12 protein-coding genes are annotated in these 16449 nt (G+C 38.8%); 2 read left to right on the forward strand and 10 right to left on the reverse strand.

Translation table 11 applies throughout. The features are described 5' to 3' along the window. Positions 1-78: 78 nt before the first annotated feature. The 7 genes from F0919_RS15850 to F0919_RS15880 all read right to left on the reverse strand — a co-directional run bounded on the left by F0919_RS15850 (position 79) and on the right by F0919_RS15880 (position 10977). The gene (locus tag F0919_RS15850) at positions 79-2424 is read right to left on the reverse strand and encodes a PAS domain-containing protein (protein WP_150033771.1); all 2346 of its coding nucleotides are present in this window, start codon (positions 2422-2424) and stop codon (positions 79-81) included. 142 nt (positions 2425-2566) lie between these two features. Then, the gene (locus F0919_RS15855; protein WP_150033772.1) at positions 2567-4222 is read right to left on the reverse strand and encodes an amino acid permease; all 1656 of its coding nucleotides are present in this window, start codon (positions 4220-4222) and stop codon (positions 2567-2569) included. A 147-nt stretch (positions 4223-4369) separates the two neighbouring features. Further along, positions 4370-6364, reverse strand: coding sequence for a peptide-N-glycosidase F-related protein (locus F0919_RS15860; RefSeq protein WP_150033773.1), 1995 nt, complete (start codon positions 6362-6364; stop codon positions 4370-4372). A 111-nt stretch (positions 6365-6475) separates the two neighbouring features. Continuing rightward, positions 6476-7414, reverse strand: coding sequence for a tRNA epoxyqueuosine(34) reductase QueG (queG, locus tag F0919_RS15865; protein ID WP_150033774.1), 939 nt, complete (start codon positions 7412-7414; stop codon positions 6476-6478). Between the two features lie 44 nt (positions 7415-7458). Beyond that, on the reverse strand, positions 7459-8547 hold the full coding sequence (locus tag F0919_RS15870) for an RluA family pseudouridine synthase (RefSeq protein ID WP_150033775.1): 1089 nt from the start codon (positions 8545-8547) through the stop codon (positions 7459-7461). Positions 8548-8575: 28 nt separating this feature from the next. Further along, positions 8576-8977 (reverse strand): hypothetical protein, encoded by a 402-nt coding sequence (locus tag F0919_RS15875; RefSeq protein ID WP_150033776.1) that lies wholly within the window; start codon positions 8975-8977, stop codon positions 8576-8578. Between the two features lie 23 nt (positions 8978-9000). Then, a complete protein-coding gene (locus F0919_RS15880) occupies positions 9001-10977 on the reverse strand; it encodes a putative porin (RefSeq protein ID WP_150033777.1) in 1977 nt (658 codons plus the stop codon). 403 nt (positions 10978-11380) lie between these two features. Here F0919_RS15880 and dnaK point away from each other — a divergent pair, with 403 nt between their 5' ends. Then, entirely contained in the window at positions 11381-13285 is a 1905-nt protein-coding gene (gene dnaK, locus F0919_RS15885) for a molecular chaperone DnaK (protein ID WP_150033778.1), read from the forward strand. A 120-nt stretch (positions 13286-13405) separates the two neighbouring features. Here the strand turns inward: dnaK and F0919_RS15890 are convergent, their stop codons facing one another. Further along, positions 13406-14392 (reverse strand): NHL repeat-containing protein, encoded by a 987-nt coding sequence (locus F0919_RS15890; protein ID WP_150033779.1) that lies wholly within the window; start codon positions 14390-14392, stop codon positions 13406-13408. A 290-nt stretch (positions 14393-14682) separates the two neighbouring features. On the opposite strand from F0919_RS15890, the gene F0919_RS15895 reads away from it, so the two are divergent. Continuing rightward, entirely contained in the window at positions 14683-15252 is a 570-nt protein-coding gene (locus F0919_RS15895) for a helix-turn-helix domain-containing protein (protein WP_150033780.1), read from the forward strand. Positions 15253-15301: 49 nt separating this feature from the next. On the opposite strand, the gene gldD is transcribed toward F0919_RS15895, so the two are convergent. Together gldD and F0919_RS15905 are read right to left on the reverse strand one after the other, a co-directional pair. Continuing rightward, complete coding sequence (gene gldD, locus F0919_RS15900) at positions 15302-15901, reverse strand: gliding motility lipoprotein GldD (protein WP_150033781.1); 600 nt, start codon at positions 15899-15901, stop codon at positions 15302-15304. Between the two features lie 44 nt (positions 15902-15945). Continuing rightward, complete coding sequence (locus F0919_RS15905; protein WP_150033782.1) at positions 15946-16440, reverse strand: DUF4296 domain-containing protein; 495 nt, start codon at positions 16438-16440, stop codon at positions 15946-15948. Positions 16441-16449 lie beyond the last annotated feature (9 nt).

Raw genomic sequence — 16449 nt, forward strand, 5'->3', positions numbered from 1 at the left:
AACCTGGAATCTGCTTCAGGTCAAAGCGGCAAATTTAATCAAAAAGATAGTAGCAAACAGGTCTTGCCGGAGGTAATCTTAATTAAGAAGCGGAAGTGTAAAGTGAAATACAGAGCCTTTATCCGGTGTGCTTTCCGCCCATATATTGCCTCCATGCCCCTGAATGATTTCAGCACACAAATATAAACCTATACCAAAGCCGGAGATGAAACGGTTCTGATTGTTTTCCACGCGGTAAAATCTGTCAAAAAGCTTTTTTATATCCTGTTCATTAATGCCTATGCCTTCATCGTGTACGCTTATCTTAACCATACCATTGTGTTCCGAACAATCTATGTGTATAGCACTGTTTTTTTGCGAATATTTTACTGCATTGCTTAAAAGGTTTAAAATAACGGAGCCTATTTTTTCTTTATCTGCATTCACTGTAAAAGTGTCGCAATGGGTTGTTTTAATAACGTGTGACGAAAATATAAGACTTGCATCGTCCTTGATTTCTTCAATTAAGTCATTCAGGTTAAAATGTTCTTTATTGAGCAGTAATTTGCCCGATTCGAGACGGGAAACATTCAGGAAGCCATCAATAAGCGAACCCATGCGTTTCACCTGATTGTCTGCTTTTTTCAATACCTGCTTCATGAATTCATCTTTCGCCAATTCTATTTCCATCAACATCTGGATGTATGCTTTCACGGATGTCAAAGGCGTTTTCAGTTCATGGCTCACCATACTGATGAAATCATTCTTGCGTAGCTCGTCAGATTTTTGTTCGGTTATGTCCAGTACGGAACCGATAAAACGTAACGGCTTATCCTGTTCGTCGAAGTAAGTTTTGCCTTTGGCTCTTACCCAGCGCAGTTTTTTATCATCGAGGCCTATAGTTCTGTATTCCACATCATAATCACCATTGCTGACCGATTTTATATAAACTTCTTCTATTTTTTTGTGAATGCGTTCTTTATCATCAGGGTGCAATCCCGCGAGAAAATCTTTTTCATAGCTGACAGGATCAGCATGGCTGATACCGAATAAGGTACGGCAACGTTCATCCCATTCCATTGTGCCTTTTTGCAGGTCCAAATCGAAGGTGCCAAGCTGCGCTGCTTCTTTCGAGAGGCGGGCTTGTTCATAAATACGTTCCAGTTCTTTTTGCGCATTTACCTGACGGGTAATGTCATTGGAAACACCAATGATTCTTATAGCCTTACCATCACGTCCATAATAAGGTTTACCGTGAACACTTATCCAATGAATACTGCCATCGGGCCATCTTACCGGATATTTGGCATGATACAGCGTTTTATTCGCAATGGCTTTGTCTCTCAAAGCCACAACTTCCGGCATATACTCCGGAAGAATAGCATCAATAAACAATTGTAAATTGAAAGGAGCATCTGCCGGATAGCCGAAATTGGCCTTGTATTGGGCATTGCAAATCATATTGCCGGTGGTAAAGTCAAGGTCAAAAGAGCCCAGGTTGGCAGCGTCAAGTGCCATTTCAAGGCGTTGGGTACTTTCTTTTAATTGCTCAGAAACTGTTTTTTCAGGAGTAATATCCTGAATAATGCCGCTTAATCTGATAGCTTCTTTATTAGCATTGAATATGGCCTTACCCATTGCCCTGATGTTCCGGGATGCTGCAGTTTCTATATTTACAATACTGTATTCTATGTCATAATGGCCGCCGGATTCATAAGTCAAAGCTTGCTTTATTGCCTCACGGACGCGTTCCCTGTCACATGGCACAATTGCTTCCAATGCTTCCGACAGTTCAATTTCGCTGTCCGCATTCAGGCCAAACCACGCCTTTAGTCGGCTATTACCTACAAAACTACCCGTTAAAGGATTTAAATCCCAGGTGCCGAGATCGGCTGCATCAAGTGCGAAATCGAGTTCATTCTTTGCGTTCAGCAGTTCATGATGTGCCTGCACCTGTCTGGTGGTTTCGGAACAAATGACCAATACGCCGCCGGGATTACCACTCTCATCATTCACCCTGCTGTAACTAAAAGTCCAGTAAACATCTTCAAGGCGGTTGTTCCTGTAAATTGGTATCAGCTGGTCTTCATTGAAAGTAGAAGAGCCTCCCGACATTACCTGGTCTATCAAAGGTTTAATAATGGGCCATATTTCAGGCCAGCAATCTTCGCCTCTTTGCCCTATAGCTGTAGGGTGTTTGCCATTATTACCAAGACTGGGACGGTAAGCATCATTGTAAAACTGAATCAAATCAGGCCCCCACCACAAGAACATGGGAAAGCGGGAATTGAGCATGATACTTAATGTGGTCAATAAACTTTGAGGCCAGTATTCAGGTTTGCCAAGTACGTTTTCAGACCAGTCATAGGCACGAATCAGCTTGCCCATTTCGCCACCATCTCTCAGGTACTGAAACGTATTTATAGTGGGGTTATCGGAAGACATTTATTATTGGTTATACCTTTTCACCAAAGCTAATAGATACAAGGCATAAATACAAGAGATTTATGTTTAACAAAGGGAGGTAAGCTTTGGATATAACAAATAAGTTACAAAAGAGGGCTGCCAGAAACAGCCCTCTTTTGTATTAGTTTATTTTCTTTTGGACGCTCTTGACGCCATAAAGCAAAATATGAACAGCAGCAAAAATAACGGAGAAATAGAATAACCCGGTATCCGGCTCCGATGCCGTATAATGATGGGCCAATGCAATAATGATCAGCGCTATTCCCATGAAAAGCCCTGAAAGGGAAACGGTCTTATAACTTTTTACGTCAAATGCTTTATTGTTTAAAAAGCTGTTTTTCATGCCGTATAATAAATAAACATCTATACCAATCATCATCCACACTACCAAGCGAATCCATGTGTCTAAAGGTAAAAATGCCATCATAAAGAAGCAAACTGCAATCCCCAAAATAGGAACCAAAGGAACCAAAGGAGTCTTAAAAGCTCTTGGCGCATCCGGCATCTTTACCCTCATAATCCACACTCCGATACAAACAAGAATAAAAGCGAAAAGCGTTCCGATACTTGTCATTTCTCCCACAACACGGGCAGGTACAAATGCAGCAAAAAGGCTGACAAAAACTAAAAACAGCAAATTGTTTTTAAACGGAGTGCGGTATTTCGGATGTACATCTGAGAAAACTTTAGGCAATAAGCCATCTTTACTCATAGAGTAAAAAACACGGCTTTGTCCCATCAGCATTACAAGAATTACAGAAGCGTACCCTCCCAAAATGGCAACGACAATAGCTCTGTTAAGCCATGGGTAATCAGGTACAAGAGCACCGGCAGCGTTTACTTTCCCCATATGTTCCACTGCAACGGCAACGGGCGCAATACCGTCTTTACCGGAAAAAGTACTGTAATGCGTAACGCCTGTCATTACATGCGCAAACAGGATATAAAGAATGGTACACACCGCAAGAGAGCCTAAAATGCCAATCGGCATATCTTTTTTAGGATTTTTAGCTTCCTGGGCTGCGGTACTCACCGCATCAAAACCAATATAAGCGAAGAAAACAACTGCGGCCGCTCTTATTATACCGCCCCAACCATGGTCAAAGAAACCTTCATGACCTGGTGTGTTTTCAGGAATCATATAAGGAGTGTAGTTTGAATAAGAAATATAGTGCCAGCCGAGGACGATAAATATCAGCACTACCGCTACTTTAATGGCAACAATAACACCATTGATGGTAGCGCTTTCTTTGGTTCCTTTTATAAGCAATAAACTCATTAATACTACAATAAATACCGCGGGGAGGTTAATGATACCGCCATCCCAAGGGCCGACAGTCATTGAAAGGGGCAAATGGATATCAAATCCTTCCAGGAATTTTACAAAATACCGGCTCCAGCTGATACCTACAGTAGCGGCGCCCACGGCATATTCCAATACCAAATCCCAACCGATGATCCATGCAATAAATTCACCCATTGTGGCATAAGAGTAGGTATATGCACTGCCGGCAACAGGTATCATAGAAGCAAATTCAGCATAACAAAGTCCTGCGAATGCACATCCCAATGCTGCTACTACAAATGATATGGTAATGGCAGAACCGGCATAGTTGGCAGCAGCCATTCCGGTAATGGAAAATAAGCCCGCACCTATAATAGCTCCGATTCCCAAAGCTATAAGAGACTTTGCCGTTAAGGTCTTCTTTAAGCCATGCTCACTTTCCGAAGATTCAGCTAATAATAAATCCAATGGTTTCCGTGTAAATAATCCCATGTATGTTTTTTATTTATAAAAATCAATCCCAAACCTACTGTAAAATTGTCAAACATGCAATGGTGAGGGCGTATTTTATTGAGTTGATATAACAAAGCCCCGAAATTTCGGGGCTTTGTTATATCAACCTTTAGATAATCAATGATTTTATTTTGAAACAATTACTTTCTCAACTTTTTTCACATCACCAACAGTATAACTTAAAAGATAAATGCCGTTAGGTATGTTTTCAGTACTGATATACACATTCTGGTCTTTTGTTTCATTTTTGTAAACAACTTGTCCGACAATGTTAGTTAGCTGAATCTGTGCTTTTTCTTTTAGCTGGCCCAATACTTCTATATGTATTGCATCTTTTGCAGGGTTAGGATAAACGCCCATGCTGAAGGTAGATTTTTCAATTTCGCCAACACCAACTACTTCAGAATTCTGAACAGTGAAGTATTGTGTGAAGCCATTTCCGAAGTTACCTTCCAAACCTGGATTGCCAAGGTCGGTTTTTGGCAAATCCATTTTATTTCCTGTACCCAGGTTATAAATTCTGAAGTAACCTTTTGTGGTCATTGCAGTAAAAAACGCCAATCCTGCGCCTGTTGTATTTTCAACATCCAGACGGTAACATCCGTTAGCTAAATGGAAAGTATCGGCATAAGTAGCAGAAGAAGCTGTACCTTGTCTGGAAGCAATGGTGTTGCCATCCATATCTTTAAGCGTCCAGTTGGTTTTATTAATTTGTCCGCTATAATTACTTGACATTTTGAAGTCTACTCTGTAGTGGCCGCCACTCCATTTTGGAGCTGCTTCAAAAGCAGTGGTCATTGTGTTGTTGAAGTTATCCTGATCAGCAGCACCATTTGCCTCTACGATAGAAACCGTAAATTGATTGGTACCGGTTACATTTTTCAATTCGGGAATGGATGGCAAAGTAATATCCATAGCATTCAAAGAAGCCATGCTGCCGGTCCATGTATAGGAAGCCATAGTTTGTCCAACTACGCCGTAAGAGAATTTGATAGAAGTTAAAGTGCTACTGCCAAAATTCTTAACATTAATTACAGGTTGTCCGCAAACAGGATTGTATCTGTAATTTGCTTCCAAAGTACTTGGGCTTACAATATTCTCAATACCTGCATCAACAGTATGATTGAATCCACCATAATAGAACATACCTGCAGCAACATTATAGCTTGCACCGTTATTACCGGAAGTATACGATTGGAAGTTCAGGTTTGTAGTAAAAGTAGAACCTGGCGTAACGGTAGCAGGCATTTTGTGGATATTGTCGTGTACAAGATCGCCGGGACACCAGTTACCTCTGTCATAGATCCAGGTACCGGATTGAGGATATAAGAAATTAGAACCGCAATCATCTCTCCAGATATCTTTTTGTTCGTTCATACTGCCATTCACCATTACCTGATACCATTTTTTACAGAACTCTGCGCAGTTTGCCGTGTTATCACCACCATGTCCGGTAATTATAAGTTTCATTTCGGCAGATACCGCCGTACCAGGCATTACCAATGTTTTTTCTGTAATATTAGTTGATATCGGATTGGATGTATTACCATAAGGAGAAGATTTAACCCATAGTGATTCCAATTTTACAACATCTCTCGGAGGTGTTCCTTCAATAAAGATAAATCTTACACTTCCTGTAAAACCACCTGAATAACCATTGTATTTAATTCTCAGAAAGGCATTGTTTTTTAACAATGGATAGTAATCCGTTACATCAAATACATAAGGATGTCTCCATGTCAAAGGAGTTCTCGGGAAATTCGTATTGGCATACGGTGTAATGAATCTTGCCAATTCCAATGTATCAGTTGGTGCTAATACAAGCGTGTGTACATCATAATCCCAATCGCCACACCAACCTGTCTGGCCGGCACCTTCGCCGGGATTTGAAGGGTCGTATCCCGGACATGCATATTTACCTAAAGTAAATTCTAATAATATTTTGCGGTAAGTTTTGGAACCATCAGGGAAAACTACAGCTGTATCATAAGGGGTTCCGGCAGAAGGCCAATCCATCTGTTTGTTTTGTTGACAAACAACAATCGTCGTATCTCCCGGGTTAGCCTGTGCAACACCAAACGCTCCAAACGCCAGGAGCAATAAAGAATAAATTTTTTTCATTGAACTAAAATTAATTTTTTACCTACGAGAATGAATCCTCATAGATTAATAAAAGGTTAAAGCAAATGTCTGCAATTATGCCTTCACAATATAAGGCATTTTCATGTAGTTCTATAATTTGGCCGGAAGAAATTTCAGGTTTCTCTGAATTCCCTTCCATTTACTGCGTTTTATAGGCGAATTTCTTAATAACGTTTTGAAGGTTGATTCATCCATTTCCTCCCACTCGGCCGTATTTAAATTCAGCAGTTCCGGTATAGGCAAAAAAGCTTCGGTATGGTTTGGTTTGGAGAAACGGTTCCAGGGGCAGACATCCTGACAAATATCGCAGCCAAACATCCAGCCTTCCATTTTGTCTTTGAATTCAGGAGCAATAAGTTCGTCTTTTAATTCGATAGTAAGGTAGGAAATACATTTACTGCCATCAATGACAGCATTGGAGCCAATTGCATCTGTAGGACAGGCTTCTATGCACCGGGTGCAACTGCCGCAAAAATCTCTGGCAAACGGATCGTCTGCCACTAATTCCAGATCTGTTATTAAGGTTGCAATAAAAAAGAAAGAACCGTTTTGTTTATTTATCAGATTCCCGTTTTTACCAACCCAGCCCAAGCCGCTTTTAACAGCCCAGCTCCGTTCCAGCACCGGTGCGCTGTCAACAAAGCCGCGGCCGTCAATATCTCCGATTTCATTCCTTAATTCAAACAGAAATTCATTCATTTTTGCCCGGATTACATCATGATAATCCATGCCGAAAGCGTATTTGGCAATTTTAGGAGCTTCCGGATTCTGTTTTTCTTCAGGATAATAATTCAATAAAAGCGTAATAACCGATTTGGCGCCGGGAACCAGTTTGGCAGGATCAACCCGTAAGTCAAAGTTACGTTCCATATATCCCATCTTTCCGTGAAAACCTTTACTAAGCCAGGTTTCCAGTCGCCGGGCATCTTCATCCAGCCTTTGTGCACGTGCAATGCCGCAGTAGTCAAATCCGAGTTGAGCACTGATTTTTTTTACAAAGGTGGTATTTGATTGGATAGTAGATGCCAGATTTTAGATATTAGATTTGGTATTTGGAATTCGATTTTTGAGCTTTACTTACCTGTAACATATTTTCTCCATCTGTCAATTACTTCCTGCATGTCATCAGGAATCGGTGATTCAAAACGCATTTCTTCTTTGGTGGTTGGATGGATAAAACCCAATTCACGTGCATGAAGCGCCTGCCTCGGAAGAATCTTAAAGCAATTGTCCACAAATTGTTTGTATTTGGCATGAACTGTTCCTTTTACAATTTTGTCACCGCCATAAGTCATATCACCGAATAACGGATGTCCTACTAAGCGGGTATGAACCCTGATTTGATGGGTACGGCCTGTTTCAAGCCTGAATTCGAGTAACGAAACATAATGAAAACGCTCCAGAACTTTAAAATGCGTGATGGCATGTTTACCATAATCACCATCGGGAAAAGCATCCATTTTTTTACGAAACCGTAAGTTTCTGCCAATATGCGCATCAATAGTACCTTCATCTTCTTCAAAACTACCCCATGTTAATGCTACATATCTTCTGTAAACAGTATGTTTTTTAAATTGTGCAGAAAGTTCCTGCATCGCAATTTCACTTTTAGCAATAAGCAATAAACCGCTGGTATCCTTATCAATACGATGTACAAGACCGACACGCGGCAAATCAATAATCCTGTTTTTATCTTCAGCAGGATTCAGATACCAGGCAATTCCATTTACCAAAGTCCCTGTATAATTACCACTGCCAGGATGCACAACCATTCCGGGCGGTTTATTGATTATCATTAAATCATCATCTTCATAAACAATATCTAATGGAATTTCTTCCGGAATAATGTCAGTCGGTATTGTTTCGCGGTTGTCGAAAACAACAATTTCGTCAAATGGCCTTACTTTATAATTGGATTTTATTTTTTCTCCGTTTACCAATACCAGACCCTCATCAATGCCTTGCTGAATTTTATTGCGGGTTGCGCCTTCAATTTTATTCATCAGGTATTTATCAATCCTTAATGCTTCCTGTTTGCCGGTAAGCTTGATGCGCAGTTTTTCGACAGGGCCTCGCTTGCCTTCGTTTTCACCTTCTTCCTCTGAACTGTCATCGTCGTCCCATTCTTCCTCGTTCAGTATTTCATCATTTTCTATATTCATGTCATTATTTTTATCAAGTATGTATTCATTATTTCACATCATTGCGCATTTTTGCTCTTCTTTCTTTGTAATCTAATTCTATATTAATCAGTATATCTATGTGAAGAATAAAATAAAGAATTAAAAGCACTAAAGATAACCAGTCAAATCCGGAAATTTCAAATTTCCCCACGCTAACAGAGCTTTCCCAAACACCTGGAACTAAGGATAATAACCTAAAAGAGCCTAACAGTAAATAAATTCCGGTTGCAAGGACCACTAAACTATATTTTTTTATAATCAATATAGGCAAAGGAATAAATAATATCAGGCCCGTAACATTACGCCATCGTATGACATAATTATCAACTAAAATCATTGTCCAAGAAAATATTAAAAGGCATCCTATGATGGACAGTATAATAGCAGTTGAAATGACTTTTTTTCTCATAGTCAACGATTAGAGCTTTCCTCTTAATTAATCATTATCCAGTTAAAACCAAACCTGAACATTGTATTGGGTGCAGGATAATTGGGAGCTGCATTAATGGCATTTTCAGTAAATAACTGCTGTAACTGGTCAAACATTACAAATGCTCTGAAGGTTTTTACTTTAAAATTGAAATAAGCCATTACTTCCGGAACATTGGTTATTTTAGTAGTTGTCTGGTAGACAAATTGGTTGTAATAAGGTGTATAACCATCTGAATAATAAGGTGTATGATACCTTGCTTCCAAACCGGAAGATACTATCAATGCCGACTTAAATAAAGGCGTAGTTATGCCTAACTGAGACCGGATTAAAATGTCAGGTAAGTTAACAGGTGCACTGGTTGCTTTTTGCCATACAACCTCATTATTGAAATGGAATGCACGCAGTTTTATATCCTTTCTTCCATAAACCTGTAAGACTGAAAATGCAGTGCTTTCCTGCTGAACCGTATTGGTTTCATCATAGTAAATATAGTTGGATATCAATGAATTATTTAGCCCTAATTCCAGCTTTATTTTAGGTATGATGGTCTTTGCCCAAAGCTGCGTAACACTTACTTTTCCCAAAGAATAATTGTTCTTATAAAAGTCGGTATTAAAAGTTGTGAAGGTATAAGGGGCGTTGCTGAGGTTTTGCTTAAAACCGGCAGAAAAATTGCCCCATTTCCCCAAATCCTTTCCGATAGAACCATTTATATTAAAGTTACCAACTGCGTCACCCGTCAGGAAAAATTGAGCATTAGCCTGATATTCCCATTGCCCGGTTTTAAAAGCTTCTTTTTTAATTTCTCCGAAAAGGTAATTACCGACGCTGTTCAGTTTATCTTTTCCTGTAGCGTAGTTTGTATTAAAAAAATCGATCCTATTTCCAACACCGGCTTCAATTTCAACTAACTCTTTAAGTTTGCCTATAAAACCATTCAAACTGAATTTGTTATCAATGTAAAACTGACTTTGTGTATTGAAAACGGTATCGGTTGGCAGAAATTTGTGATTTGCAATTTTAGCGTCAGCATATCTTGCAGAATCGGGATCGGAATCACGAAAAGTATGTTTATCGCTGTGTAATAATAATTGGTGCTTGATGCGGAACCTTGGCGTAAATTCCAGGCTCATACCTGTCGAGTCCTGATTATAAAGGGTATCTGTTTTACCGAAGGAATAATTGTTCTGAATGTAAAAATCAAAGACGCTTTCCGCATTTGTAACCGCTGCCGAAGTTTGCGAGCTTCCTTGCGGCAGATTGACTTCCATTGTGGTTCGCTTGGAATATAATGGGTCGCCCAGCTGACTGACATCTTGTACACCGCCGTTTTCATCTTGTCTGAATTTATTGTAAATAATACCTGAGGCTACGTAATAACGTTTATTAGGGCTTAAATAATTTGTATTGAAAGAAAATGAAAGGTTGTTGGCTTTTTGCAATTTGTAAAAACCTGCTGCGCTGTTATAACGCATATTGAAAGCAAAATTCCAGAAAGGATTGATGTTTTGAGTATGTAAAATAGAGGCATTTTGCTCCAGTTTACTTCCAAGCAGGTACTGAAAGGAAGAGTAGGGACGGGTGGTATTGTAAAATCTGAGGCTGTCTAATGTCATCATATACATGTAATAGGCATGATATCCTAAACTGAGTCCTATAGGTGTGACAGGTGTAAAAAACTGGTTTCTTATTGCTGTGCCATAATTTCCCAAATCTTTGCCCCACCAAGGTTGAATAGGTTGATAATGATGAAAATTACTCAAAGAGGAATCAAGGTACTTTGCTTTGGCAGAATTTAAGGTATTATAATAAATGACAGCACTTTCTTCTTTCCATTCTTTGTTCAGCTTGTTTTTGGCAGAATCAGAAAGGTTAGTAGGATTATTAGGATCGAAACCGTTCTGTGGATTTGTCCCGAAATTATTATTCATTACCTGCGCACGTCCTGTCAGCGAGGTTATTATTATTAAAATCAATAAAAAGGTATATCGGAAAATCTTAAAATTCAGATGCAAAGTAGGACGGCTTTATTTCAGATTGCAAATTTAAGGTAAATCAAAAATCTAAAGTAAAATTAAAATACTGCGTTATAACTGTAGTAATGAACCAAACGCAAAACTATTCGTTTTATTACGCATATATAAGCAAGGCATAAAATTGACGAAAAGACATAAATCCGAACAACAGATTAACAAAAAGACATATAAAGTCAAAGATGAAGTGCAATTTTAGCGGATTGAAAATGAATAATTTAAATTCTTGTCATAATAACTGACAATGTTGCATTTTTTTGAAAAATGGCATATAAGTTGACACTATAACTGAAAACGACATTTAAAATATTGGTGTATAAAAAACACCAGAATAATCAACATAATTATGAGCAAAATAATAGGAATTGACTTAGGAACTACGAACTCTTGCGTTTCCGTAATGGAAGGTAACGAACCTGTAGTAATTGCAAATGACGAAGGCCGTCGCACGACCCCTTCTATTGTAGCATTTTTGGCAAATGGCGAACGTAAAGTAGGTGACCCTGCAAAACGTCAGGCAATTACCAACCCGACCAAAACCATTATGTCTATCAAGCGTTACATGGGCCGCCGCTTTGATGAGGTTAAAGATGAAATGACCCATAACGCCTATCAGGTGGTAAAAGGTGATAACAATACTACCCGTGTTGACATCGATGGCCGTCTATATACTCCACAGGAAATTTCTGCAATGGTGCTTCAGAAAATGAAGAAAACAGCAGAAGATTTTCTTGGACAAGAAGTTAAAGAAGCAGTTATCACTGTTCCGGCTTATTTCAATGATGCGCAACGCCAGGCTACTAAAGAAGCAGGCGAAATCGCAGGTCTGAATGTTCGCCGTATTATCAACGAACCTACAGCTGCAGCATTGGCTTATGGTTTGGATAAACAACATAAAGATTCTAAAGTTGCCGTATTTGACCTTGGCGGTGGTACTTTCGACGTTTCTATCCTTGAATTGGGTGACGGCGTTTTCGAAGTAAAATCTACTAATGGTGATACGCACTTAGGTGGTGATGATTTCGATAAAGTTATCATGGACTGGTTGGCTGAAGAATTCAGAAAAGATATGCCTACAATGGACCTGCATAAAGATCCGATGGCTTGGCAACGTTTGAAAGAAGCAGCTGAAAAAGCAAAAGTAGAATTGTCTTCTTCTCAGGAAACTGAAATCAACTTACCTTATATCACTGCTGTTGACGGTGTTCCGCAACACTTGGTTCGTAAACTATCCCGTGCTAAATTCGAGCAATTGGCTGACAGCCTGATCGAACGTACTTTGGAACCTTGCCGCAAAGCATTGAAAGATGCAGGTCTCGGAACTTCCGATATCGACGAAATCATCCTTGTAGGTGGTTCTACCCGTATCCCTAAAATTCAGGAAGTAGTTGAAAAATTCTTTGGTAAAAAACCAAACCGTAGCGTAAACCCTGATGAGGTTGTAGCAGTTGGTGCGGCTATTCAGGGCGGTGTATTGACCGGTGATGTGAAAGATGTATTGTTGTTGGATGTTACGCCATTGTCTTTCGGTATCGAAACTTATGGTGGTGTTATGACTCGTTTGATCGAAGCAAATACAACTATCCCAACCAAGAAAAGCGAAACTTTCTCTACTGCAAGTGATAACCAGCCAAGTGTTGAAATCAATGTATTGCAAGGTGAGCGCCCGATGGCAAATCAGAATAAATCATTAGGCCGTTTCATTCTGGATGGTATTCCTCCGGCTCCGCGTGGTGTTCCTCAGGTTGAAGTTATCTTCGATATTGATGCCAATGGTATCCTGAACGTAACTGCAAAAGATAAAGGAACAGGTAAACAACAAAACATCCGTATCGAAGCAGGTTCAGGTTTGAGCAAGGAAGAAATCGAGCAAATGAAGAACGAAGCGAAAGCTAACGAAGAAGGTGATAAGAAAATCCGCGAACAAGTTGAAAAACTGAATATGGCTGATGGCTTAATCTTCAATACAGAAAAACAAATGAAAGAATATGGCGACAAGATTCCTGCTGATAAAAAAGCAGCTATCGAAAGCGCTTTGGAAACATTGAAAGAAGCACATAAAAATCAAAACTATGATGCTTTAGACAGCGCTATGGAAGCATTAAACACTGCATGGTCTGCTGCAAGTGAAGAAATTTACAAAGCAGGACAAGATGCAGGTGCAACTCCGGGTGCTGATCAAGGCCAGGAAGCAAACGCTAATAATGGCGGAGATAATGTTGCTGACGCCGATTATGAAGAAGTAAAATAATTTTTACGGATTATAAATAGAAACAGGAGCCTATAGAGGCTCCTGTTTTTTGTTTTCTGTTTCAGCAAGTGATCAATCTTTATAGGGGCTATTATAAATGAAATAAGATTCTTGTGATTATTAATATTCTAATTGTGTTTCCTGAATAATTTTCACCTGATTTCTTGCAGTGTCTGCAACAATAATAAATCCTTCATAAACAACAATTCCCCAGGCTGTATATTGTCCTGCATCAGATCCCAATTTAAAATTTCTTGTCGGATTAGGACTAAGTGAATTGACATCCCATTGTGTTACATAAGCATTTCCGTCTACAAGATTGGTAAAATAAACCTTATCTCCATCTGAGGTTATGTCCATTGTCATGCCTGCATGTCCGCAGGAATCGGGCATTGATTTTTTGTTGACCAGAATATTTTCATCAATTGCATACCTGTTTACAGAAGTTCTTTTCGCAAGCCCGTTTAAGTCTGTCGTATAAAGTTTATCGCCCCAAATGGCAAGAGCTAAAGCTCCCGGTTCTGATTGCTCTGAGTTTAACATTTCCTGCATTTGCCGTAAATCGGGATTAGCAGGATTATTCACTTTTACGATACTTGCATTTCTGCCCGAACTCTTATTACTGCACATCACATACATTTCATTGTCATCGTTGAAGGCCATGCCTCTGGGATTGGTAGCATTGTTAGTCGCATTTGCATCAAGCCGGAACATTTTGTCAGGCGCAATATTTATATCTTCTGTATAATGAATAGTTCCATTTTCCGGGGATGAAACGTAAAGTGTTTCATTATTGTCAAACGCTACCGATTGCGGGCGATCCATGGAATAATGATAATTAGCTTTTTTATAATTGCAGAAATCTGTCAGCTTTTTCCATATAAAAAGATGGCCTGTCGGCTTATCATCTGAAGTATATGCATCATAAGTACAAATTGCTAAATACCCTGACCACGGAGCAATCGCAATGCCGGATGGATGTAATTCCATAGAATGAATACCCCAAAAGTCAGTTTTATAATCGCCTGATTTTGGGTATTGAAAAATTTTCCGCCTCATATAGGGGTTAGGTAAATAGCTTAATGGAGTTGCAAATGAACTTAACATTATTGCTCTTTTAACGGATAAGTTGGTTTGGTTAAATTGTAACAATAAAGTTCTGACAAGAGAAAATCATCCTGAAGAAGAATGTTCTAAAAGTACCTATGATTCAATGAGTTGTCGTTTTGAATCGATTAACGGTATTTGAAGAAGCGTTGATATTGAACGTTTTGTACAAACATTGCTATTCAATACCTGTAAAATCTGATTTGCAAAAGGCATCTTGATTAATTAATACTAAACAGCTTGCAAGATGCATCGAGTTCTGATATCTTTGCAGTTTATAAATACTAAACATGGAAGGAGCTTTTTTATTAGAAGTAAGCAGGCGTATAAAAGAATACCGGCTTGAAAAACGATTGACCGTACAGGAACTTGCCGATAGATCCAACGTAAGCAAAGGGTTAATTTCTCAGATTGAAAACGGACGCAGCATCCCGTCTTTGCCCGTATTATTTGGTATAATTCAGTCTTTAGAAATGGAAGTCAGCAGTTTTTTTGAAGGATTGAATGTGCAAACACCACAGATTCTGGTTCAGCGCAAAAAAGATTATGAATCTTTCACCAAGGAAGATGCAAAAGGATTTTTATATAAAAGGATTTTTGTAAAGAACGTAACCGCCTCGACACTTGATTTTGTAATTCTCGAGCTCAATAAAAATTCAAAAAGAGATGAGGTTTCAACAGAAGCCTTTGAATATAAATATATTATCCAGGGAGAATGCGAGTATTTGATTAACGGAGAAAAATATCAACTAAGTGAAGGAGACTCCTTATTCTTTGATGGAAGACTTCCTCACGTGCCTAAAAACATAGGAAGTGAAAAATGCATTATGCTGATTGTTTATTTCTTCAATCAAAAGTAAAATACTAAAACAAGATTGTTTTATACAAGTTCAAGTAAAAGAATTTCTTTTACTTGAACTTTAATGTTTCTACCAAATGCTCCATGTCTTTCTTTAAAAATTCATTAGCAGGCATTAAAGAATCGGCATTCGGTGTAGTATTGAAATATAACGCGCCTCTGATAAAATGTTTTGTTTTGTCAGTCAGGAAGAATTGGTACGCGGAAGCTGCGTTACCGCCAACCATATAAAACACACCGGTCAACCCATTACGTGTTTTGATTTGAGGCGCATCTATTTTATCTGCTTTTACATCATGCTTTTCTGTAAGCCTGTAAGACTCTTCTACTAATTTGTCTAACGTGTTGGCGCTGTTAATATCCTTGTAACTTAGATAAATGGTTGCATTCAAATCTTTGAAAGTAACATTGATCCAATAAGGCGAATTTTCTTCTTTATTAAGGTTTGCATCTTGTTCCAATTGGCCGTACACAGGATATTCAAATGAAAAAGGAAAAGATGCACTGTCAAATTGCTGATAAGCATGTTCGGGAAAATCATATCTCGGATAACCTCTGCGTTTTGGCACCGGATTGTCAGGGCGGCAAGATGCAAAAAGAAAAGAAATGATAGCCGGGATTAATAAATATTTTGTAGCGTTGAATTTCATGAAGTATAACTGAATTTCTATAATGATTTATTTGATTGCCTGTTTTACATAACCCTTCTTTTGGTTGTGGTATCCGTCAGATTTTGCCTTTTACGCAGGTCTTTTTTAATACTTGTGTCCTTATGCTTGTTTAAAGAATCGACATTGATGACAGGTTTGTTTTCAGCATTCGGGTCGTAATTCTTTATTTTTTCTTTCGCTTTTATTTCGGACAGTTGATTCAAAACATTTGAAAGCAGGGAATCCATTTTTAAAGGTCTTGCCTCATACCATTGCATGGCATCTTTAAAATCCTCGAAACTTATATCATATTTCTTTAAAACGGAGCGGTAAAAAACGCTGAGGCTATCATAGTTTTTCTCAAATTTATTGGTAACGCTATCCCCTAATCCCAGACTATATGTCTCTGCAATTTGCATATCCAGTAACACTTTACTCATCTTTTCGGGTGCAACAGGAGGATTGTCAGGAAGGCTTTTGCAACCCAACTGCAATGTCAGCAATACAATGAGAATAATGGATATAGAAGAAAATTTCAAGACAGTAAA

Origin of the sequence: Taibaiella lutea (genome assembly GCF_008629695.1) — a bacterium.
In the GTDB taxonomy this organism is placed as follows: domain Bacteria; phylum Bacteroidota; class Bacteroidia; order Chitinophagales; family Chitinophagaceae; genus Taibaiella; species Taibaiella lutea.